A 23,572-nucleotide genomic window follows, 5' to 3' on the forward strand; every position below is an offset into this window, starting at 1 on the left:
TCTTTGAATGCTCGTCGCATGTCTTATGGTCATGCAAGACAAACTGCCAATTAAGTTGACTATTAATTTATTTGCACAACTCTCTGCATGTGAACACAGGAAAAGATGAACCTGTTTTCCACAACCGATAGAACAAGTCTGAAACACATTTTTAACTACTTTCATTAAAGCTTTTTCCTATTTTCTCATTCAACTGGTTTGCCGGTTTCTGCATAAGAGATGTAATACATTTGCATAATAATACTTGCTGAAAAAGCATAAGCATCTTCTCCGACAGCATCAGGATTGCAGCGATAACTCACTTGTCCAATTTTGGTAAATCGTTGCGCAGACTCCAGTTCTTTCACAAAGTTAAGTAAATCTGATTCATTCCTCGCAAGAATGTCAATTCCAACGGTCGTATTCTGCAACTGTTTCAGCTGCCCGGCTGCGGAAACTTCTCCACTTTCACCACTTTCCGGATCTGGGAAGATGACTGCATTGTCAAAAGAAATATGCTGAAGAGAAATGCCCAATGATTCATCCAGCTGTCTAAGCTGATCAAAATATTTCTGTAATTGGAGTCCATTGGGAATAACCGGTTCGTTTTTAACCGTATCCGACTCCAATAATGTTGGCAGATTCTCCACTTTTCTCAATAAATTATCTTGCTGTTTGATTTCTTCATTAACGGCAGACAATTTTTGATTCAATTCTCCCAGTTCCTTACTTTTAGGCGCAATAATCAAAAACCAGCTGACGATACTCAGCGAAACGATGGCAATCAAAATCAACACTGAAATAGATATATGTTTTTTGGTAAACAATACTCTATTCATCAGCAGCCTCTCCCTTCATCAAAACTACAGGGACATCTGCCATTTTCAGCCGAACTGCAAACTCCGCTTCTGCATAATCATTGTCGCGACTCATTGAGATCGGCTGACAATCATAGACCCATTCAAGCATTTCAACATTCTCTTTAAAGCTTGGAGAATTGGAAAATAGGTCTCCTCTGAATTTAATGGTAATTGTAGGTAAAAGCTCTGTACCGTCTTCTCCTACCAACTTCTGGTTTCCTGCAGCTTCTCCTTCAGCCAGATAGACTTCATAATTTATCAGTGTCAAATTCAGCTTATGTGCAATATCATTAAACGCACTCATGATCGGCTCCATCAGTTTTTGTTCTCCCTTTAAAACTAGTAAAAAATCCTGCATCGCTTGTGACTGCGCCTGCTGCAGTTCATTGATTCTATTCTCCAGTTCAATTTTTTCTGTTTGAGCAATCTGAACATTGTTAGTATAGGTTCGTACTTGCGTTGTGAAAAAGAGGTGTGTAATCAGAAAAGCGATAATCAGGATCGCAGAAATCAAAGCTGTCGTAACAATGATGACATCCATGGCCCGATTTTTTATAAATTTTTTCGGTAATAAGTTAACGTTCATTCATCAAACCTCTTTCATCGACAAACCGGCAGCCAGTAAAAAGCGTTCCGGTAAACGTTTTTGATTCGAAAGCCTTAACGGTGACTGCAGCTCTTTCACCGGCAGTTCATTTGTTGCCTGGATGATCTTCAAAACTTCCTTGGTCAACAGCGGATGCCCGCCCACTAAATAAATTTGTACCAGCTCTTTTCCAGAAGAGATCTCCGTTTCAAAATAGTGGACAACATTTCGAATAGTTATCCCCAGGTTTTCCAGTTCTTCCAGTTCAACAACGTGGTTAAATTCTGTTTTCACGCCGTGTTCTGTTTCCAAAAATTTCCAGTTCACCTGGTTATAATCATCATGCTGAACATACACAGGGACCAACTGCTCAAAAATAGTGATCGTTGCCATCCCAGCATCCAACTCCACTAACAGAAAATTCTCTCCCCAATTAATACGCTTCTGTAAAATACGAGAATAGACCAGAGCACTACAATCTACCCCTATAAGCTGTCCGCCGCTTTGGTGAATGCAATCTCCCACCTCCTCAATAAGAGGTGCCGAAGTAACTACAACCGGCACTTTACCGTTTACAGCAAACCGATTGCGCTGAATCTTAACGGCGCGTTTAGCATTTTTTTCCTGACGGTGTCTGCCTCTTCTTCTATTTACTTTTTTCTTATTCTGCTGCTCAAGAATCAGCAAATCAAAAATAGGATTATCAAATGGCAACGAAATTGATTCCCCTAATTCAAAATACAAAAACTCTCGAATTTCCTTTTCAGATTTCATATCTCCCAAAGGTACCTGACGAATCAGAAGCTTTTCATTCATCACAGAAAATATAAAATCCGGGTTTCTCCTATGTACCTCTGCAGCAATTTGTTGCAGAATATAAATGAACTCTTCCGGATTTCTTAATTTGCCATTTTTAAAAAAAGAACCATTTATTATTTTTTCTCCAAAGACGAGCTGATTATTTCTTGTCGTGCAATATCTTAGAATATTTTTTTTGATATCAATACCGATTGCGGCATGTTTTCTTTTTCCAAACATTTTACTACCTGCCTTTTTCAATTTAGAGTCCCAAGTGTTACCTGCCAATACCTGCTGAAATTAGATAAACCAACACTGAACTGATTGCGATAAAGGGACCGAACGGAATATACTTCTGTCTTTCTTTTTTATAAGCAAACCAGATAAGAGCAAAAATAAGTGCAATAAGTGCTGCGAAAAACAAAGAAGCAAATACTTGAACAGGTCCCAGAAAAACACCTAACACGGCAAAAAGTTTTATATCACCGCCGCCCATTCCTTTTTTACTGACTTCTCCCAAAATATATAACGGAATAAAGCCTACCAGAAAACCAGCCGCCGGATACCACCAATGCTGATTTTGAGGAATGATGATTCGTTCTAAAACTGCTGCAATGAAAAACGGCAGTAATACTTTATTAGGAATAATCTGGTATAGAACATCAGATACACTGATAATCAGCAGTAAAGAAATCAACAGCCAGCCCACCAGCACTTCCGGAGAAAAATTGAACTGCATTGCCGTACCCATAAACAGAGTTCCGGTAAATAGCTCAAAAACAGGGGCAGCTGCCCCTATTTTTGATGTACAATATTTACATTTCCCTCTTAAGAAAATATAGGAAACAACCGGAATCAGCTGCCACCAGGCCAGTTCATGCTGACAATTCTCACAGTGCGAGCGTCCCACCAGCGTCTCTTTACGGGGAATTCGATAGCCTGCAACCATGAAGAATGAGCCCAGACACATTCCTATGACAAATATATAGCAATAAACGATACTTGAGGGTATTGTGTAACTCAATATATTCATAAAAAATTCCTTCTTCATATAGTTGTAGTTGGATTACTAAAAAATTAAAACAGGTTATCTCTTCTTAAGTTATTAATTTCTTGGGTATCTACTCCTACTGTTGTAGTTCCAATTTCTTGGGATGTTTTAGAGCCAGCAGTTAATTGTCCTGCCGGAATGTAAACCGTTAAAGTTCCCTCAGTATCTATTACAAAATTTACCTTATCAGGATCCGCCCACTTTGAAGTCCCTTCAAGCATTTTTGCATCAATAACCTCTTGTAATGAAAACTCGCCTAAAGAAGTTGAAGTAGGTACAAATGCCTTTGTAGGTGAGGCCTGATATAGCTTCGCAGCATTCAAAGCTTGTTGTACATCTGCAACTGCTGCATCTTCCCGTGAGTTTTGAATCACATTACCAATAGCTACTACACCAATTCCAGCAATAATTGCTAAAATTACTACTGTTGCCAATAATTCAATTAAAGTCATTCCTTTTTCATCTTTTAAAAGACGACTCATTCTGCTTTCTTCTTGAAACGTTAAAGCTTCTATCATTTTTCGTTTCTCCTCCTGATTGTTTCTAATTTTATAGTTCATCTATATTAACTGGATGTCTAGGTTTCCAGTTAATAACACATTCGACGTTGAACAAATTCTTCCAAGTGTTATTCACTCAAAAAATTATTCTATCTACTGCTGTTGCTTCAATTCAGCAGATATATTCATCATTCCTTTTTATCCCTGAATAGAACCATACATGGAAAACATCGGAATCATAATTGCGGCAATGATGAAGCCGACAATACCGCTGATAATCAGCATAACCAAAGGTTCCATTATGGTCTTAATCCGAACACTCATTTCATCTGCTTCAGCCTCAAAAATCTTGCTTAACTTTTCCAGCATATCTTCAAGAGAGCCTGTATTTTCACCGATCTTTACCATCTGTGTTGCCAGAATCGGGACCACACTGTTTTGTGAAAAAACCTCACTGATTCTCCCGCCCTGCTCTACCTCTGTTTCACATTGTTGAATCATATTTCTAACAAACTGATTATTCACAACTTCTTTACTCATTGACAATGCTGTAACCATAGGAACAGAACTTGACAATAAAGAAGACAACGTCGTCATAAATACAGAGAAATAGCTTTTTTGGATAAACTCTCCAAAGATCGGTGCCTTCAGTTTGAATGTGTCATATTGAAGCTGAAATGCAGGGTTCTTTTTCCCGATGAAAATCCCCAGCCAGATAAGGAAAATAATCAACACAATCACGCCCCCTCTAGTCTGAAGAAATTCACTGATCTTCATGGTTATTTTCGTAATCAACGGCAGTTCTGCATCAAAGCTTTCAAAAACTCCCACGAACATAGGAACGATTGAAAGCATTAAAAATATTCCTACCCCTATAGAAGCTATCAACATGAGGATTGGGTAGATCATTGCAGTGATTATACTGCTGCGGTTCGCAGAGCTTTTTTCATAGTAGTTGGCCATCTGCTGTAAATTTTTCTCCAATGAGCCAGACATCTCAGCTACCGCAATAACATTAACCAGTAATGTCGGAAAGGCATTGGGATGTTTACGATAACTTTCAGACAAAGTAGACCCCGCCTCCAAATCCTGCTTTACTTCTGTCAGTATTTTCTTAAACTTCTTATCCTGCTGCTGTTCCTCCAACATGTTTGCTGCTTCCAGCACCGTAATGCCGGAAGTAATCAGTGTTGAATACTGCTGTAAATATGCGACCAGTACTTTTAAACTGATTTTGGAAAACAAGTTGAGTTCCTTATTAGCTGCCGTCTCTTTTTGCTCAACTAATGACAGCGGCTTAATATGCTTTTTTTTCAGCAGGCTGTTCGCTTCAATTACTGAATTAGCGCGAATACTCCCTCGCATTTTCTCACCAGTGTATTTCATCCCCTGATAAGTAAACAACGCCACTAAAAATCACTTCCTTCTTCGAGATAACTTTCTGCAATCTCTGCATCTACACGTTGAGACTGGACCAGCTGTGTGATTGAGCCGCTCATCGTATGCATACCTTCGGTTTTACCCATTTGAAGCATGTTGCTGATTTGATGTGTCTTTCCGGAGCGAATAATACTGGCAATCCCTTTAGTATTAATCAGCATTTCCGTGGCGGCTGCTCTGCCTTTGCCATCTCGCGTCGGCAGAAGCCTCTGAGACAAGATACCTACAAGCGCTCCTGCCAGCTGTGTACGAACCTGCGACTGCTGCTCTGCCGGAAAAACATCAACAATCCGTTCAATCGTTGAAGGAGCACTGGATGTATGCAGTGTGCCTAAAACCAAATGCCCGGTTTCAGCTGCAGTCAGAGCAATTGAAATTGTTTCGAAATCCCGCATTTCTCCTACCAGAATCACGTCCGGATCCTGCCGTAAGGCTGCTCTCAGACCATTGGAAAATGACGCTGTATCCCGACCGATTTCTCTTTGGGAAATAATGCTTTTCTTATGATTATGTATATATTCCACAGGGTCTTCCAATGTAAGAACATGGGTTTTTTTCGTATCATTCAGGTAGTCAAGCATAGCGGCAAGTGTTGTCGATTTACCAGAACCGGTTGGTCCGGTCACAAGAAACAAGCCCTGACTTTTGTGAATCATTCTGCGCAACGCATCTGGAACACCCAAAGAATCCAAGTTTGGAATCTCAATGGGAATCTGACGTAATGCGATGGCCACTTCATCCATCTGCTTAAAAATATTTACCCGGAAGCGGCTGACATTTTTTAACTCATAAGCCAAATCCACTTCGCCCAGTTCATTAAAATCCGCCCATTGTTTTTTTGTACAGATAGATTCCCCCATAGCAGAAATTTTATCTGAATACAAAACCGGCATTCCTTCTATCGGCTGCAGATTTCCATGCAGACGAAACATCGGCGGAACTCCTTCAATAAGGTGAATATCTGATACCTTCTTTTCAACCGCCAATCTAAGCCAGTCGTCCAACTGCTTCTTAGGCGAAACCGAACCGCTGACGGATGCAGAAGCAGCGGGCCGGATTGGATCATCAGAAGCTGTCATTGCCTCTGAATAGCGTGAACGGTAGTCCTGATTTGAGATTCGACGTCTCGTGACTCCCTCCTGCTCTCTGTTTCTGTACTTTTTTGGACGTTCTGTTTCCCACTCTCTCAACTGCTTCATCCCCATTCATTCAATATGTCATTCCTGTGCAGCAACTTTTAATACCTCTTCAATTGTTGTATAGCCAGCCAGAACCTTTTCCAATCCATCATCAATCAGGAATTTCATTCCCTGCTGACGGACATACTGCTGCAGTTCATCATTGGTTGCCTGTCTGGTAATCATCCTTCTCAGTTCCGGTGTTACCGTCAACAGCTCCTGTACAGCCATTCGCCCCTGATAGCCTGTATACCCACATTTTGCACAGCCTTTCCCTTTGGCCAGTCGGCGGGCATGCAGCTGATTTTCTTCTAAAAAGGCTGCTTCAGCTGCTGAAGCAGTCTCTTCTATTTTGCAGCCCGAACAAATAGTTCGAACCAAACGCTGAGCAAGTACTCCAGCCAAAGAATTCGCAACAAGAAAGGTATCTACACCCATATCCACCAGACGATTGATGGTACTCACAGAGCCATTGGTATGCAGTGTGGACAGGACCAAATGTCCAGTCATAGAAGCACGTATGGCAATCTCAGCTGTCTCACCGTCTCGGATTTCTCCGACCATGACAACATTAGGGTCCTGCCGTAAAATAGAGCGCAATCCACTGGCGAAAGACAAGCCGATACTGCTGTTTACTGCCACCTGATTGATTCCTTCCAGCTGATACTCCACAGGGTCCTCTACAGTAATAATATTGACATTGGGTTTGTTCAACTCTCCCAGAGCGGCATATAAAGTAGAAGATTTCCCTGAACCTGTAGGCCCCGTAACAAGAATAATTCCATGAGGCTGCTTTAAAAGGTTGCGAAACTCTATCAGCATCTGAGTATTGAACTTAAAATCTTCCAGTTTTCGAATACCTACGGAACGATCCAATATCCGAATAACTACTTTTTCACCATGAATAGTCGGTAACACAGATACCCGAAGATCAATGATTTTATGTCCGTCTTTAAGCATTGCTCGACCATCCTGAGGCACACGTATTTCAGTTATATCCAGAGAAGAAATAATTTTCAAACGTGACGTCACTGCTGACTGAATATTTTTTGGCAGTATTTTCAATTCCTTCATTTCTCCATCTGTTCGAATTCGAACAGCCAGATACTTTTCCTGCGGATCAAAATGGATATCACTGGCTCTCCGGTCAATCGCATCATGGATCAATGTGTTCACCAGTTTGATAATCGGCGAATCGTCATTGCCCGTTTCACTGAATGCCGCACTTTCCTTTTCCGGCAGATCTGATTCAAGCAGACCTTCCATATTAATTTCTGATGGGTAGTCACGAACAATCAACTGTTGAATATCTGCCTCGTTTGCTTTAACCGGCTCAATCAACAATCCTGTAATCAAACGCAATTCATTTAGTGCAGCATAATCACCAGGATTGCTCATAGCTACAACCAAACGATTGCGTTTTCTTTTTATCGGAAACACACTATACTGTTTCGCAAAACTTCTTGGAATCAGCTCCAGTAATTGTTTATCCAGTGAACTATTGAAAAGATCAATGGTTTGATGTTTGATCGAGGAACGCTCACTGACAGGTCTGCTCCGATGTCTTCCAATTGGTCGCTCTTCTTGTCTCACATTGCTCTCCCCTTTAATAATCTATGGTTCCCACATAATCAAATGTTCTTGAAATGATCTGTGCAGCTTCTTTATCCGACGTATTTACCGGCATAACGATGACTACCTGACCATCCTCTGCAGCTTCAGCTTCAGCAAATGTATTAACTACCTCAACAGGAATTGCTGCACTCGTCATTTTTGTTTCTAAACTTGTTGCATCTTTTTTATTGAAAGGCTGAATAATCAGCTTACCGTTTAACTGACTTCTGCTGACACTGTACTCAATAAAGCTTGTATCAAACAACGCCAAGTCAGGCAATGTCTTTAAAGATAAATAAGAATCTTTTTGAATATCCAGATTGAACGGCTCAATGCCTGTATAATCGAGCTCCATCACCGCACCGTTTTTTAAACTGATACTATTCCAGAAATCCTTATCCTTGTAATATCCGTTAAAAGAGGAAGCTGAATCATTTTCTGTCAACGCTTGCCGCCGTTCCGTTTTTGGCGAATCGATAAAGCTTTGACCACTGACAATCATCTTGGTTGCTGAACCATCCAGTGTAACTTTTGAAGGTGTATTGGGATGGGTAAAAGTTGCTTCCTCCTGAAAATAGGAAAAACCATCTTCACCTGTTTCACTTGACAGCATTGCATTCGTCAACATAAAATTACCCGCAACCACAATTGTTCGAGTATCTCCCGATTCCGAATGGAGGGAGCTGTTTTCATTTATCGGTCCTGCAAACAAACTGGAACTGGCAACAACCATTGAACCTTTTAAAAACTCCGTCCACAAATTGTCTTTGGGATTTTTCCTGCCCGCCTCCACAGAATAGTTGGCAAAAGAAAAATTTTCTGCTCCGGCAACTTTATTCACTATCAAATTCCCTTTTGAAAAAAGTACTCCTTCAGAAGAAACGTTAGCCTTTTTTACTGTATTTGTATTGTTTATCAGCAGATTACTTGTAGTAAACTGACCTGATTCCAAAATAAATCTGGACTGCTCCTTAGGAAAGTCAATATATGTCCCAATCTTTGCAACAACCTGATCAACCTGCAGATAATTCAAAAGAGAAGCAGAGGGATTCGCTGCATTACTTAAAACAAGTAAATTATCTGTCTGAAGCTGACCTCCCCCAATCCCTTTAAGGGTTACACCGTTTTCCAGAAATAAAGACCCTGAAAAACCAAGCTGTCCAATCGTTTTATCCCCTGTTGAAAAATCCAAGAAAAGTCCATCACGAATATCCTGTATCTGTCCGTTCATTTCGCCAAACTGAAAGCTGGAATAGTTATTATAGGAAGTATAATCAAAGTACTGAACATCTGCTTGGTAACGATAAATTCGATCAACTTTTCGCATCCATTCATCGGCTGAAATTGTTTGGGCACTGTTGGGCAGATAATAGGAATAAAATACGTTGCGCCATACATCCAATGCAACAATTTCCTCATTTACCTCTACTTCATCCCACTGTATTTCATAAATATACTCACATTGAGCGGAAGCAGTTGTTACCGTCCCCTTCCTGTTTTCAGTGACCTCAACACTGATCGGAAAAGTCAGCTCAACATTTGTCACTTTCGCAAGATCAGTGGAGGACTGCTTCCAGCCGTAACTCCCTATATCCGTATCAAGTACATAGGGCAGAATCTTTCTGGCACTAAGATCACTGTTTTTAAACGTTGTACGGTAAGAAAACTGCTGTCCGCTGCCGAGCCCCTCATCTGAAAGTTCAAAATCACCAATCCAGCCGTTCACAAGATTTCTCAGAACTATTTCGTCTGTTCCAAAGCTGCTACCCGCTTCAAGTTCAGAAAGTTCAAGCTCTAATTTCTTTTTGATCTGGCTGCTGGCTTCCTGCAAAGCATATTCTTCAACATCCTTTGCCTTTTTCAAGCTGTCTACTCTTTCCATCTGAAAAAATACGGTTCTTGCCAAAATGAAAATGCCGCCGACAATCATACTGATCAGTAAAACTGCTCCAAGTGTATAGAGCAGTGCATAGCCCGCTTCATCTTTACCATCTTCCATTTCCAGGAACCTCCCCGCTCGCTTTCTCATCATCTCTATAGGTCAGTACAAATTTCCTGCTGTAGACAATAGAAGCTTCATTTTCAGCCAACAGCTGTTCAAGCGCCCATAATCCTGCAGAGCTGTCGTAATAATCGCTGAATTCAATCTCTTCTTTATAAAAAAGAATGACTCCGCTGGTTTGAATACTGAATGTATCCCGGTAGTTGGGTGTTGCGTAAATAGTCTTTGTAACTTCATTTTCATTTTTTTGCTGAATCAGTTTAATCTTGATATTCTGATCCTTTACATGATAACTGCTGGCTCGCTGATTGGAGGTATCTAAAATATCTGAAATGTATAAAGGATTGTCTCCCTGGTCAATCGACAGAAGCTCACTCATTTTATCTGCAGCAAGTATTTTGACAATATGCGCCTCTGACCAGTCGCTGTTAAACTTTCCACGATACCCTGCATCTTTATAAATATTTTCAATTTTACTGATTCCTTCCATTTGAGCAACCAGATTATTAGCTGTCTGCTGCAGCTCCAATTGTTGTCCCTGCAATACAGAAGCTCTGAAAATACTGAATAATATAGCGGAAAATAAGAAAGAAGCCAGCCCAAAAATGGTAATTGCTCCAATTAATTCAAACATTGAAAGTCCATTTTCATCCTGCAACAGCTTCCTCACTATATCCCTCCTATGATTCAACAACCCAGTTCACGTAAGTTTCCGTTAACAAGCTGCCATTTTGTTTGTCATAAATTAAAATATTCAAGCTTACACCATCTGTCCGCGGATTGTATTCGGAAACCCCAACCTTGTGATTCACAACAACTCTCACTAAAAAATCAGTTTCTTCATTAAAACGATCAACATATTGACCAATGTATAATTGATTCCCATCCGTTCTTAGTGATTCCGGCAAAAAATCTGCATCCGTCAAATGATACTTAAGCTTTTGGATAAAGGTTCCCCGCTCATCATCACTCAACGGCACTTCAATCTCTCCATACTTGCCCTTACCTGTCAGCATATCTCTTTGAATGCCGGAGTTATCCAGAATCAAATGATTCCTTCTAGCTATCTGTCCCTCGTCAAGCGACGCTTTGAATTCAATAAAAACAAATGAATTTAAGTTGGCAATATCCTGCAGCTGTGATTTATAAAGCAGCCATTCTTTAATGTCTTCACGAACAAAGATTGCTTCTTCTTTTCGTTTATTGAGCTTAATTGCCTGATTATTTTGATAAATCATTGATGCCAGAAACAAGAACGAAGTCCCCAACAAAACAATGGCAATCAGTATTTCCAGTAATGAAAAACCTCGTTCATCCAGCTGTCTGTTCTTTATGATCTCTGTCACAGCTGTTTTAACCCGCCCCTCTTTATTTTTCTTCATGATGAGCCATCTCGATTTTCCAGTTTTTTCGCAAACTATTCAGCACCGTTTCAATTCTATTCCTCATCGACTTCTGAACTCTCTGAAAAGGTATCATCAACTGTAGATGAAACGACTTGACTACCCATAATTTCTCTGGCAGGTTGTTTGAAAACAGACATTTTTTCTTCCGTCCAGTTTTTAAAAATGTAGGTTGTGGTCTGTGAAGGATCGGTCTCTTGACTGTTGCTAAAGCCAAATTTATAGGCAGCTTTCACTTTTTCTACAATCTCAATTGCTCTTGAATCAAGCTCAGTATCTGTTATCTGCTTTGCCTTCTCAGAAGGCTTGCTTTTCTTTTTCTCTATAACATTGCCATCAAAGGTTGTTAAATCATAGGCTTCAATCAATGCATTCAATTTGTTTCCATATTGTGTATCTGTTGCATATCTGCCGGTTAAAAAAGCCGTCACATCTCGATAACTTTCAGTATTGGATTTCCACGTTTTACTGTAGAAATTCTTATTGCCGTCAATACCGTTTTTCAACAATTTCGCGTAATCTTCCAATGACTCTTTGTAGCTAGGATATTTTCTAAAGCTGGCAGTTATAGTAAACAAGCTCCCGTCTCCTGCATCTTCCTGAGTGAGGAAGCTGACACTTTTTCCGTCATACGCACCTTTGACACCAAATAAATTATAATTAGGTGCCTGAGAAAGACTGCTTCCGCCAGAACCTGTTTCTAAAATTGCCTGACTAATCATTACCGAAGCGTATAAGTCATTGTTCCATGCAATTTCCTGTGCAAATGAGCTGATCGAATCAATAAACTCGCCTGTGCTCTGATTTTTTACAACTGAAAACTCATAATTTGCCTCCACCTCTTCTGTTACAGCACTTCCTGGAAGAGACTCAGCTGCTTCCTCCTCCATTTGTTCCGCTGCCTCTGTTTGTGAGGTTTCTTTTCTGTTGGACTCTGTTGTTTGACTGGCAGAGCTTTCAGTAACAGAAGAATCTTCAGTGACCGAAGAGGTTGTAGTAGCTATCTCTTCTTGGCTTTCTCTAGACGGCTCTTCCATACTTGAAGATGCTGTGCTTTCATATGTTGTATCTGTTACATCTGTTGATTCTGTTGTATCTGTTGAAAATTCTAATGCTTCCAACCTGCTGTCTGTTGTTTCCTCTATATCTAAAACTGATAATTCAGCAGTATTCAAATCTGTTGATTCCATTCTTTCTGTCTCTTCTGTACTTTCAGATGTCTGGTTCTGCTCCTGTGCCAAAATTCTGCCGGGTACATTTTTTACACCCAAAAACAGCAACCCTGCACAAATCGTCAGAGCAGTGAAATAATTCAATTTTTTATTCATAAAATTGTGTATCCTCCCTCAATTGCTGCAACTTTTCTTTACTTATCCGTACACGGGCTGCTTCTTCTTCCTTCCATAAAAATCTTTGATAGTGACAGGCATTTATTCGAAAAAAAGTGGTTAGCATAATCAGCAGAACCATCAAAATTAAATGAGCCAATGTCACTTTTTCCTGAAAGTCAGTAAAATAGCAAAAATAAAATACGATAGAAAAAACAGTCAGTAATACCAGCGAAGCAACATAGTGCAGCCAGAATAATAGCGTGTATTGTTTTATCTGAATGTTACGTCTGTACATGTAAACAGACCTCCTCTCATTCACGGCTGCAACACTTTCAGCTTATTTAAATCAGAAGGTTAGAAAAAACTTTCATCTATCAACTATTGTTTATTGTCAGAATTTTCAAATAATTAACCCGAAAAAACATCTGATTTTAACAATTACCCTTACTAAAAAATAGTTTTCCATTTTTTAACATTCAACTACTTTCGTATGCAACAACAACTGCACACCTTCAATCAATTAAATACTGAATTCCGGATTTAACATATAGCCTTTCAAACGGATCGTTCGAATAAATTCTGAACAGCCGGTATGATCTTCGACTTTTTTTCTTAAATAAAAAATTAAATTTGCAATGCGCATTTTGTAATCTTCTACTCCATTTTCTTTCCAAAGAATTTTATTTAGTTCCTCATAGCCAAACACTTTTCCGTGTTCACTATGCAAAGCATCCACTAAACGATATTCCAATCTGGTCAAACCAATTTCAATTCGGTCATCAATCATCATACTTTGACTGTGATTACGCAATTCTACTATTTGTTTAGCATTTTTTAGAGACTTTTCATCCTCACTCTTGACTTTGCAATGATTCACAGTATTTGCCAAAACTAGTTGGAATTCTGTCGGTGTACATGGTTTCTGAATTGTTCCATTTGCACCGAGCTGAAGATAAACCAGCCGATTAACATCAGATATTTTTTTTGAAACAACCCATATAAACGAATGCTTTTTATCTTTAATCTGTAAAATTAAATTACAGACCATTCCAACAAATTGTTCTTCTTCAGCATATATAACTACTGCATCAGTCTCCTTTGCCGTGAACAGTAAATCTTCTGAATCCATAAAAACAATCTCATGCTGCGCTTCTGCCAAGGCTCCGATATAGGATTCATCTAATTCTCCAGAAACATTTATTATTCCAACTGTGCACATTTTAATTCCCCCTGTATATGTACTCAAACACCTAATGCTACCATCGAATATAAGAACAAATCATTTCACCTGATAGCTGTTAATAGGTTGACAATCGTAGATTAATTTTCTTAAAAAGTAATTTTCTCCCTGTAATAAATCAAAATAGGCAGCCTTATTCTTCAAACTAATGTAGTCTGCTTTCATTAGTTTAACAAAAGGCTTACGAAACCATGGATAGAGATTAATTACGGTATTTTCTTCAATCTCTCTGCACTTATTCATCGTTAAAAATACATCACTATCCAAAATTGTCGATTTGATCTCCTCCACCTGATTTTTATACTTGTAGTTTGGAGTTTTTCCAACTGTTTTTTCTGATTGCATAGTTAGCTCTCTATTCTGCTTCCAAATTTTTTCTAAATATTTGGCTTTTTGCATTAAATAAGAGTATTCCCGAAAAGCAATATGTAAATATTCTTTATCCTCATCAGTTTCTTTTGAAGAGTTTAACTGACGGATGCCGCTATATATTGCAGCCCGCTCCATTTCTTCAATCAGAATCTCCAGCTTCTCATTTGCAATTCGCATCCGTTCTTTCGTATAATTACTTCGTTTAAGCTCTTCCTGATATATCAACAGCTGATTTTTCAAGCTGGTCGCTTCTCTGATAAAACAGGTAGCTTCTTCCTGCGGCTCTGAATAAAGTTCATTCTTGCTAATTTCTGTTTCTTGCGATGGGTGTATTAAAGATTTAGATAAAATACTTTGTTCAATATCTGAACATAAATTACTAACTGATTCTTTTGGACTATAAAACAGTTGTTGTTGGATACTGTCCTGCAGATGAATATCGTAAGTACAGCTAGTTTCACGATACACAACTGGAATAAAATCAACATAATAAATAAATCGATTATTTTTTTTCTTTGTCATTTTACACCTAATCCAGGCAAACTGAGGGAGTAAAACAGCTAGGTCTTGCATCAGCTGCTCCCAGTTCAGTTTTCCTGATATTATTGAAAACTCCATATGATGAACAAAGGTCATTATTTTTAACATAGAATGAAAACGCTGTTTGACTTGATCACATTCATACTTCCCCAATATTTCCCTGTTCAAATGGATTTTTTCACAAACATAACATAATTCGTCCAGCTCTTCTCTTTTATAGAGTAGCTCTTCTGTTGACGGGGCTAATGTCGGGTAAATGTTCACTTGCAGCTCTCTTACCTTCAATGGTAAAGTCCCCTCCCCGTATTTCCTGCTGACTTAGTTTCTCCGTTCTGATAATCAGCTGGTCAAACAGCTTACCGGATTCATTTTTCATTTCAATCAGCTGTTCCCGATGTTTCTCTGCCGCCTGTTTAATCAGACGTAACTCCATTGCAGCTTCTGTTAACACTCGTTGTGCTTCACTTTGTGCATTTTCACGAATTTGCTCCGCTTCCCATTGCGCACGTGTAATTGTTTCTTTTTGTTGTTCTTTTGTTTCAATAATAATATTTGCCAAATCATTTTTGAGTGATTCCTGCTGATGTGTTTTCCCTTGCAGCTCATGAATTCGCTGCTCCTGCTCGGCTATTTTTCTTTCATAAGACTGTTTGACAGAATCTACCTGCCTATCTTGTGTGCGAACCTGTCTTTTACGTTCAGACAGCTCATCTTCCAGCATCTCTATGCGATTCTTATACTCTCTTAACACTGCCTCTGACTCGCTGCGAACCTGAGAAATTTCTTCATCTACTTGTTTTCTCAGTTCACTTACAGCTGCATCAGAGAGACTTTCTTTTTCAGTCAGTAAATTGGTCACATTATAAAGTTCTTCCTGTTTCACTTCCAACTGACCTGTCAATCGTTCCACCGTTTCCTCTAAATGATCAATCTCAAAGCGCAACTCTTCTTCTTCCTGTTTGGAAATGCCAGACTCAGCAACGCTCTGAACTTCTTTTTCCCGTTGTCTCTTTGTAGAATATTGCGACTGTCTATCATAGCTCTCTTCATCATATTCTTCGTCATCGTATTCTTCATACTCATCCTCGTACTCGTCCTCATACTCATCTTCATAAACATAGACATCATTATAATCTTGTTCCTCTTTACGCTTACCTAGTCCAAACATTTAGTGTCACCGCTCCAATCTTCTATCTTTTTTTTTACAACATTTACAAACAACCTTAATTCTTTGCACCTCAGTTAAAACATTATTTCCTACAGCATCAATTTGTTACAGCTCAACTATTTTTTTCTTTCTTATCCCACTATTTTTTACAAAGTAAATAATTGACAACTTTCTTAATTCAGCTAAAATTGAGAAAATTCTTTCTAATTCCAATAGTAATGCGGGATTAAAAAAAATATGACCATTTTTCTGACGTGTTATACTGACCCGTAAAACATGGTATCGATTGTTGACATAGCCAGTCGCCTTGTTTCCATCAGTGAGTCTGTATATGTGTCCAATGTCATTTTTATTGATTGATGTCCAAGGATTTTGCTTAAACTGGCTACATCTATTCCTTTTTCTATGCACCTTGTAGCAAACGTATTTCTCAATACATGGAACTTGACATCTTTCAATCCGGCATCCTTTAAATTTCTTTTAAAATGATTCGTTATTGTTCTTGGTTCCACTAAACCAGTTGCACCTTCTATGACATATTCTGTAGCAGCCCTCTTATGTTTTTCCAACAAATATTTTTTTAGATTATTTGCCAGTGGAATCTGACGGATTGAACGGCTGGATTTAGGTGTCCCTTCTATCAATTTTGTCTTTGAATGCAAAGAAGACTCATCCAGCACTCTGGATACAGTTCGCCTAACGTAGATAAGCTCATTTTCTATATCAATGTCAGACCATTTTAAGCCGCTAATCTCCCCAATTCGCATGCCGGAATAAAGAGACAGTATGACTGGTGAACATCCTTTCTCCTGAAATGCAACAAATTCCAATTTTCTCTGTTGCTCTATAGACAAAGCATGGACCTCTGTTCTTTTTGCTTTTGGAAGCTCTACAAAATCACAGGGGTTTTCCACAATATATGACTGACGTTTTGCATCATTCAAGCATTTTTTTACAATGCTGAATATATTTTTTATTGATCCTGCAGATAAATCTTTTTGTAGAATAAAAATAAAATTTTGTAAATCTTTTGTTTGAAGTTTTGTGAGTGGATAGTTTCCTAGAAGCGGTAATATATGCTTCTTAATCAAGCGGAAATAGTTAGAATACGTAGTAGGCTTTACCTGATTTTTCACCTGAGTAGTCACCCAATATTGAAGCCAGTCAGAAAATAGGTCATAGTAAGGATTAATCACTGCACTATTTTCAAGATGTTGTGCTTTTACCTTGAATAATTTTTCTTTCACCTCAGTGTATTTTTTCCCATAAACAGAACCATAGATGATTTTCCCGTTGCTGGTTCTTGCCTTTACGTATCTGCCTTCCCATCGGCCATCTTTTCGTTTATAGATATTCTCACCTTTTTTCGCCAATTGAATCTCCCCTTTTCTCCACTCATCACTAGTAACACTTGACAATTTTTTTGACGGCTCATTTTGTATTTCCCCTCCTTCTTTTTCTAAAAATTCTTATTTTTTTCTGAATTTACAAATCATAAAAAAATAAAAGTGAAATTTTTATGATTATCTTGACAAAAACTAAGTACATTGCTAAGATAATATCGACAAGTAATGAACAGATTGTAAAATTTTCTGTTGTAAATATTTATTTTAATAACATTTACATTTCCTAATTTTAGCTGAATTAAGAAATATGTTTCATTACTACCCTTGATTTAATAAGGTAGAAATCACACAACCATTTTTTCTTTCTCTCTCAAAAAAAAACATATTTTTTACAATTAAATACTCATTTAAAAATCATAACATTTTGAAAATAACACTTCAATTTTTATTTTATATGATACATCAAAAATTATTGAACACGAAAAACAAGTCTTACAGAATGAATAACTTTGATTAAAGTCAGATAAATAGCTGTTTTTTTCTCTTTATAAAGTACATAATACCTTTAAGTAAGTAATTTAATTCATTTTCATACAAAAAGCCCGGTGAATCTTCATTTATGAAGGTTCCTCCGGGTCTTTTAATTATTATTTCTCTACCAATATACTTGTAAAAGAAGATAACAAGACTTCAGTCTTTATATATCATCTTCAAGATTGAGACTTTTTACAAATTCCTATCAAAGAAGTCTTTCTCTTTTTTAAATAATTTTTTTCTCTAATTAATTATTGGACCATACTCATCATCTGAAATAAGCTCCAGCTATTCCGGTATGCCGACAGCTATCGTAATATGCTCAAACCGGCTATCCTTTGCCGCTCCATACCAATACTTCACACCCTCATGAGTGATAACTGTATCTCCGACCTTCAACACTCTGGCTTTCTAACCTTCTTCCTGATACTAGCCTCCTCCGCTCGCTACCAGTAAAAGCTGATAGCCATCTCAATGAATATGCCAGTAATTCCGGCAGCCCGGCTCAAAAGTCACATTTTACGCACCAACATTGACAGCCGAATCAGCAATCAATATTTGAAATTAACTTTGACCAATAAAATACTGGGAAAATACCCCATTTTTTTCTCCAACCGGAAAAATAATACCGTTCTTTATTTCTTCATTCTTTATCATCTATACTCCTCCATCTTATCTCTTCTCAAACTAAAATCATCTTATGCAGTCCATATTCCAGCCCTTGTCAGTTCACCTTACTTCCATTCGTCCAATACCTGTTGACGGACATCACATGCACGAAAGGTATCATCAATATAAAACTGCGCAGTTCAGTCTGTATTCAGCTCGGCTACTCCCAAACTTTGTTGAGCATAACACTCGGGATCAGCCAAAATATCCATCAATAACCGGGCAACTGCCTCTCTGGCAACTTGCCTGCCCCTGACAGGCTCCGATTTTTGTGTCAAAACATATCTTTCATTATTTATCTGATTGTAAAGCCATGTCATCCGTAGAATTGTATAATTGATTCCGGATTGTTCAATAATTTCAGCAGAAAGTTTTTGGCGATCTACCAGAGTATTTCCTGCTATCCGAGCATAGGAATGTCCATATCTGGCAATTAATTCATCATAAATTCCCAAAATAGAAGAGCAGATTAATCGATCTACTTCACAAATTTTCATAGCATTTAAAATCTGCTGTGTCGCTGCCGGAGAGTCCAGACTATTTAAATAAACAATATCCACTCCTTCCATATCCACTCCTTCCATTGCCTCCACCAGTATATTCCAATCAGTAAAATCACCATCAATAATTTTTTCTCTTTTTGGTTTTAATCGTTTTAACCGACGAGTGCCATTTCTCGCATAAAGAATCAGTTCGTCCTGCCGCTCATTCAAAATCCTTTTAGTGAACCGACGACTAATCTCTCCAGCAGCCCCCAAAATTAATATTCTCATAAACCTCTCCCTTCCATGTATCTATAAAATCTTCAAATATTTAACTTACACTGAATAGATTCCTTCAATACTTTCAAGAATACCCCCTGAAGTGAACTTTAGGTCAAGAGATTAAGAACAACTTTTTCAGTATATTTTCCTGGAAGGCATACTCTGGAAATTTTGTCTCACTGAAAAAAAGTAAATTTCTTGATTCAGGAAATAAAGGAAAAAAAACCACACTATACAGCAGTCCAAAAAATCCAATTTGTTTAGATAATTTACTATCCGGTCATTCTTTAATGACAATAATTAATAGGCATTTCCGATGTATTTATCTTTAGATTGATTTTATATTTGACATCCACTTTGAAATTAACAAATTATAACAAAAATAAAGTTATATGTTGTTTCGTTATATTTACCATGCTATATTAAACTTGTAGAAAATCATTACTTATAGAGGAGAAGAAAAATGAAAATTGTTACCTCAGAAATCGCGCAACCTACTATATCCCAAAAGTTATTTCCAGTCGATTTGAGTCAGACGACTATGGAAGAAAGAAAAAATAATCTATTGACGAAAATGAAGGAACATCAATTGGATACTATTTTTATCTATGCGGACCGTGAGCATGGTTCAAATTTCGAATATTTGACTGGATTTATTCCCCGTTTTGAAGAAGCCTGTCTGGTTGTTCATTCAAACGGCAGTGCTTTTTTACTTTTAGGAAATGAAAATACAAAAATGGGCAGCTATTCCCGCATAGCTGCTGAAGTTATTCATGTTCCTTACTTTTCTTTACCTAATCAGCCGATGGAAGATGACGCCCCTTTCACCAGTTATTTGGTACAGGCCGGCATTCATGAAGACAGTCGGCTGGGGCTTATCGGCTGGAAAAATTTCACTACAGCTTATCAGGATAATCGATCACTATTTGATCTGCCGCATTTCATTGTTTCAGGACTGGAAAAGCTCGTTGCCAGTCCGGCTCAGTTAATGAATTATGCAGATTTACTGATTGGTCCTTCTGATGGTCTAAGAACCGTGAACAACGCAAATGAAATAGCACATTACGAATACGGTGCTGCCTTGGCTGGTCAATGTATTTTGACTACTCTAAATCGGATCAAGCTCGGTAAAACTGAGCTTGATCTGGCAGAAACACTGGCTGCTTCCGGACAGCCTCACAGTGTTACAACGATTTGTGCAACAGGTGATCGGTTCACAAACGCTGTACTTTATCCAAGAAATAAGCAGGTTCAGCTAGGGGATACCTTTTCATTAACAACTGGCTATAAGGGCGGACTATCCAGTCGAGCCGCCTATGTTGCTCAGTCTCCAAAAGATCTGCCGGCAGCTGTACAGGATTATGAAGAAAAAATTGCTCAGCCGTATTATCAGGCATTTGTTACCTGGCTGGAGACAATTCGAATCGGGATGACTGGAAAAGAATTATTTGACACAATTCAGACCATACTGCCAAAAGAAAACTATCACTGGGAATTAAATCCCGGTCATTTTACAGCAGATGAAGAATGGATGGCTTCTCCTTTTTGTGAGGGCTCAACCAGTATTCTTAAAAGCGGGCAGCTGTTTCAAATTGACATCATCCCTAAAGTAAAGGGGTACGGCGGAGTCAGCTGCGAAGATGGTATTGTACTGGCAGATAACGAGCTGCGTGCTGAAATCCAAAAGGAATATCCTGAAATGTGGGAACGTTTTTCCAAACGCAGAGACTACATTATTAACGAATTAAATATACAGCTTTCAGAAGACATTTTGCCGTTGAATGACATCGTGGCTTATTACAGACCTTTCCTGCTAAATCAAAATCTGGCTTTTTCAGTAAAAAAATAGGCTGCTAGATTTCAGAGAAAATTGAATTTAAGAGCTCAGAAACAAACCCAACCATCACTAGTCTTAGAACAGTCATTTCTACAGAGGGTTTAAAATAATAATTTGAAGAAAAGAGGGAGAGAGAATGAACCAAAAACAGCGACAGGATTTAATCGTGGAAAGAATCCGAATGACCGGACAAGTGACTACCAAAGAATTGGCTGATGAATTATCAGTATCTTCCATGACAATCGGTCGGGATTTAAAAGAACTGGCAAATCAGCAGATTGTTGAACTGTTCCATGGCGGCGCTGTTTATAAAGATGCAAATTTACTGGAATACCCTATGTCCATCAAAGAAGATGTCTCTGTGGAAGAAAAAAAAATGATAGCTAAATACTGTAAAAATCTGGTAAAAAACGGAGATGCTGTCTTTATTGAAACAGGAACCACTACTCTGTTTGTTGCTCAGGAATTATTTTCATTTAAATACTGTAACTTTTTTTCTAACTCTCTTTTGGTTCTGAATGCTCTCTCAAAAATTGAAGGAATCATGCTCCACAGTATTCCAGGCAAATACAGAGAACTCTCAAAAGGCTTTTTAGGAATCGAAACAGCCAGTTATATTAGGAGCTATCACTTTGACATTTGCTTTATAGGTACTGAAGGAATTGATGCTCAAGGAAATGTTACTCTCCTAAGTGAAGAAGACACCTTTACGAAACAGGCAATTATGGCTCAGTCAAAAATAAATGTGCTGGTTGCAGACCATACTAAATTTGAAAAGATATTTTTTTGCAAGATTGGCAACATCCGTGAGTTCGATTGGGTTATCACAGATTTGAATGAGTGCTCTGAGTTGTTTAAAAAACTGAAGCAGTTGAATCCCAACCTGATCTCTGTTTAAGTCAGAAAAATGAAAACGAGTTTGGGACAGAAATAAAGTTCCAAACTCTCTTCATATCTACACCCGAATAAACGGCGGTACAAAAGCAAAAATTCTTTTTGCGACGAGTAACCGCAGGAACAACTCCTTCGGAATTAAGCCGAACTATCCTGAAAATATGAGGAGCTCCAGGAAGGTATCAATTCACAGCTATTCATTCTATGAATAGTGTTCCTTGACAATTTTCGGATATTCCTTCTTAATTCTCGGAGCTGATCGTTTTTGTCCCGACCTCGTTAATAATAGATAAATCATTTACAAAGTAACAGTTAAGAAAAATATCGTCAGTCATCACTTATATTCAAGATCAGCTGCTTTTTATCCAATTTCACTCCTGCATTTTCCAGTTTCAAAACCAGCTCCTGAATATTTCCTTTAAAAATACAGCCGTCCATTCCGGCATTGATTGCTCCCTCAACATTTATCGCCAGATCATCAATGAAAAGGCATTCGCTCGGAACCAGTTGAAAATGACTGCAAAAAGCCTGGAATATTTCGATTTGGGGTTTCAAAAGCTTCCATTCAGCTGATACAAAAGCACTATCAAAAAGATCCAACGCCGGAATTCTATGTTTAAATTCATGAAAGGCATGAGGAGCATTAGAAAGAATATATAACTTGTATCCTTGATCTTTCAGTTGTTTTACAAGAGGTTTCATCGCTTCATTCGGTTTGATTTCTTCGTGCCAGCAGTCAATAATTTCCAACACAGTATCATGAAGACTTTCCTTTACCCTGCTGCAAATCGTTCTGCCTAATTCTTCTTTGGAGATCGTTCCCCGATCATACTTAATCCATTCTACAGACAGAAAAATCTCATGAAGCAGCAGCTCCTGATATTCTGGAACATCTGTGAATCTCTTAATAAATTTTGCCGGAGCATAGTGCACCAGTACATTTCCTACATCAAATACAATATTTTTTATCATTTATCTTTTCCCTTCCTGTCATCTAATCAGCTAACAAATTTCCTCGTTGGAAAACGTGTCAAAAAAACTTTCAACTGTGTCGCTTGTTGAATCTCCTTTTGATACCTCTGCCTGATTTCTTTGTCTGACCTCACGAAACAGCTTTTGCTTCCCTTCAGCTTCAGTTAGAAATACCAAGAAGCAGCTGCAGTCAGATTTTTCTTTGCAACGTCTGTCTGCTTCATGCCCGCACATTATTAGAAAATTTTTCCAACTGATAAATCCTAATCGATAGCGGATATACATTGAAGCAGTATAATAGTCCATTCCTCCAGATAATTCCCCAAAGAGCAGGTCATATATGTATTTTCTAAACACCTGAACAGCAGCTTAATTTTTGTTAGTAAAGACCAAATCCAACAGCCACTCTTCTGGAGCTTCAGACTTACCACAAGCTAGTATTGCCATCCAAAATAAGAACGGGAATCAATTGGTTCTGCATTTAACATTTCTAC

At 38.3% G+C, this 23,572-nt stretch carries 22 protein-coding genes and 1 pseudogene; 2 read left to right on the top strand and 21 right to left on the bottom strand.

The features are described 5' to 3' along the window. Nucleotides 1-185: 185 nt before the first annotated feature. From IW492_RS07850 to IW492_RS07940, 19 genes and pseudogenes are all read right to left on the bottom strand, one after another. Nucleotides 186-818 (bottom strand): hypothetical protein, encoded by a 633-nt coding sequence (locus tag IW492_RS07850; RefSeq protein ID WP_202067060.1) that lies wholly within the window; start codon nt 816-818, stop codon nt 186-188. After that, entirely contained in the window at nt 811-1,425 is a 615-nt protein-coding gene (locus IW492_RS07855) for a hypothetical protein (RefSeq protein WP_202067061.1), read from the bottom strand. Before IW492_RS07855 ends, IW492_RS07850 begins: the two co-directional genes overlap by 8 nt. A gap of 3 nt (nt 1,426-1,428) precedes the next feature. Beyond that, nucleotides 1,429-2,463 (bottom strand): hypothetical protein, encoded by a 1,035-nt coding sequence (locus IW492_RS07860; RefSeq protein ID WP_202067062.1) that lies wholly within the window; start codon nt 2,461-2,463, stop codon nt 1,429-1,431. A 37-nt stretch (nt 2,464-2,500) separates the two neighbouring features. Beyond that, a complete protein-coding gene (locus tag IW492_RS07865) occupies nt 2,501-3,256 on the bottom strand; it encodes a prepilin peptidase (protein ID WP_202067063.1) in 756 nt (251 codons plus the stop codon). A 44-nt stretch (nt 3,257-3,300) separates the two neighbouring features. Beyond that, nucleotides 3,301-3,792: a prepilin-type N-terminal cleavage/methylation domain-containing protein gene (locus IW492_RS07870; protein WP_202067064.1), complete on the bottom strand. Its 492-nt coding sequence runs from the start codon at nt 3,790-3,792 to the stop codon at nt 3,301-3,303. A gap of 180 nt (nt 3,793-3,972) precedes the next feature. After that, nucleotides 3,973-5,184: a type II secretion system F family protein gene (locus IW492_RS07875; RefSeq protein WP_202067065.1), complete on the bottom strand. Its 1,212-nt coding sequence runs from the start codon at nt 5,182-5,184 to the stop codon at nt 3,973-3,975. Beyond that, on the bottom strand, nt 5,184-6,413 hold the full coding sequence (locus IW492_RS07880; protein WP_202067066.1) for a type IV pilus twitching motility protein PilT: 1,230 nt from the start codon (nt 6,411-6,413) through the stop codon (nt 5,184-5,186). Before IW492_RS07880 ends, IW492_RS07875 begins: the two co-directional genes overlap by 1 nt. An 18-nt stretch (nt 6,414-6,431) precedes the next feature. Then, nucleotides 6,432-7,985: a GspE/PulE family protein gene (locus IW492_RS07885; RefSeq protein ID WP_229442118.1), complete on the bottom strand. Its 1,554-nt coding sequence runs from the start codon at nt 7,983-7,985 to the stop codon at nt 6,432-6,434. A gap of 13 nt (nt 7,986-7,998) precedes the next feature. After that, the gene (locus tag IW492_RS07890; protein WP_202067067.1) at nt 7,999-10,005 is read right to left on the bottom strand and encodes a hypothetical protein; all 2,007 of its coding nucleotides are present in this window, start codon (nt 10,003-10,005) and stop codon (nt 7,999-8,001) included. Then, the gene (locus IW492_RS07895) at nt 9,992-10,678 is read right to left on the bottom strand and encodes a type II secretion system protein (RefSeq protein ID WP_202067068.1); all 687 of its coding nucleotides are present in this window, start codon (nt 10,676-10,678) and stop codon (nt 9,992-9,994) included. The genes IW492_RS07890 and IW492_RS07895 overlap by 14 nt, the downstream gene beginning before the upstream one ends. 10 nt (nt 10,679-10,688) lie before the next feature. Next, a complete protein-coding gene (locus tag IW492_RS07900; protein ID WP_202067069.1) occupies nt 10,689-11,390 on the bottom strand; it encodes a type IV pilus modification PilV family protein in 702 nt (233 codons plus the stop codon). 56 nt (nt 11,391-11,446) lie between these two features. Continuing rightward, complete coding sequence (locus IW492_RS07905; RefSeq protein ID WP_236671841.1) at nt 11,447-12,739, bottom strand: glucosaminidase domain-containing protein; 1,293 nt, start codon at nt 12,737-12,739, stop codon at nt 11,447-11,449. Continuing rightward, nucleotides 12,732-13,037 carry a hypothetical protein gene (locus IW492_RS07910; protein WP_202067070.1) on the bottom strand — a complete coding sequence of 102 codons (306 nt, stop codon included), beginning with the start codon at nt 13,035-13,037 and terminating at the stop codon, nt 12,732-12,734. Before IW492_RS07910 ends, IW492_RS07905 begins: the two co-directional genes overlap by 8 nt. 225 nt (nt 13,038-13,262) lie before the next feature. After that, the gene (locus tag IW492_RS07915) at nt 13,263-13,961 is read right to left on the bottom strand and encodes a winged helix-turn-helix domain-containing protein (protein WP_202067071.1); all 699 of its coding nucleotides are present in this window, start codon (nt 13,959-13,961) and stop codon (nt 13,263-13,265) included. Nucleotides 13,962-14,021: 60 nt separating this feature from the next. Next, a complete protein-coding gene (locus tag IW492_RS07920; RefSeq protein ID WP_202067072.1) occupies nt 14,022-15,179 on the bottom strand; it encodes a hypothetical protein in 1,158 nt (385 codons plus the stop codon). Next, a complete protein-coding gene (locus IW492_RS07925; protein WP_202067073.1) occupies nt 15,109-16,062 on the bottom strand; it encodes a hypothetical protein in 954 nt (317 codons plus the stop codon). Before IW492_RS07925 ends, IW492_RS07920 begins: the two co-directional genes overlap by 71 nt. A 257-nt stretch (nt 16,063-16,319) precedes the next feature. Beyond that, nucleotides 16,320-17,435 carry a tyrosine-type recombinase/integrase gene (locus IW492_RS07930; RefSeq protein ID WP_202067074.1) on the bottom strand — a complete coding sequence of 372 codons (1,116 nt, stop codon included), beginning with the start codon at nt 17,433-17,435 and terminating at the stop codon, nt 16,320-16,322. Nucleotides 17,436-18,230: 795 nt separating this feature from the next. Next, nucleotides 18,231-18,599 (bottom strand): annotated as a pseudogene (locus IW492_RS07935) (cupin domain-containing protein). 152 nt (nt 18,600-18,751) lie between these two features. Then, nucleotides 18,752-19,384: an NAD(P)H-binding protein gene (locus tag IW492_RS07940; protein WP_202067075.1), complete on the bottom strand. Its 633-nt coding sequence runs from the start codon at nt 19,382-19,384 to the stop codon at nt 18,752-18,754. A gap of 454 nt (nt 19,385-19,838) precedes the next feature. Here IW492_RS07940 and IW492_RS07945 point away from each other — a divergent pair, with 454 nt between their 5' ends. Beyond that, on the top strand, nt 19,839-21,224 hold the full coding sequence (locus tag IW492_RS07945) for a M24 family metallopeptidase (protein ID WP_202067076.1): 1,386 nt from the start codon (nt 19,839-19,841) through the stop codon (nt 21,222-21,224). 124 nt (nt 21,225-21,348) lie between these two features. Next, the gene (locus IW492_RS07950) at nt 21,349-22,110 is read left to right on the top strand and encodes a DeoR/GlpR family DNA-binding transcription regulator (RefSeq protein ID WP_202067077.1); all 762 of its coding nucleotides are present in this window, start codon (nt 21,349-21,351) and stop codon (nt 22,108-22,110) included. A gap of 323 nt (nt 22,111-22,433) precedes the next feature. Here IW492_RS07950 and IW492_RS07955 read toward each other — a convergent pair whose 3' ends face one another. Together IW492_RS07955 and IW492_RS07960 are read right to left on the bottom strand one after the other, a co-directional pair. After that, nucleotides 22,434-23,078: an HAD family hydrolase gene (locus tag IW492_RS07955; protein ID WP_202067078.1), complete on the bottom strand. Its 645-nt coding sequence runs from the start codon at nt 23,076-23,078 to the stop codon at nt 22,434-22,436. Between the two features lie 30 nt (nt 23,079-23,108). After that, entirely contained in the window at nt 23,109-23,384 is a 276-nt protein-coding gene (locus tag IW492_RS07960) for a hypothetical protein (RefSeq protein ID WP_202067079.1), read from the bottom strand. Between the last annotated feature and the right edge of the window lie 188 nt (nt 23,385-23,572).

The sequence above is a fragment of the Enterococcus sp. BWB1-3 genome (assembly GCF_016745275.1).
In the GTDB taxonomy this organism is placed as follows: Bacteria; Bacillota; Bacilli; order Lactobacillales; family Enterococcaceae; genus Enterococcus_L.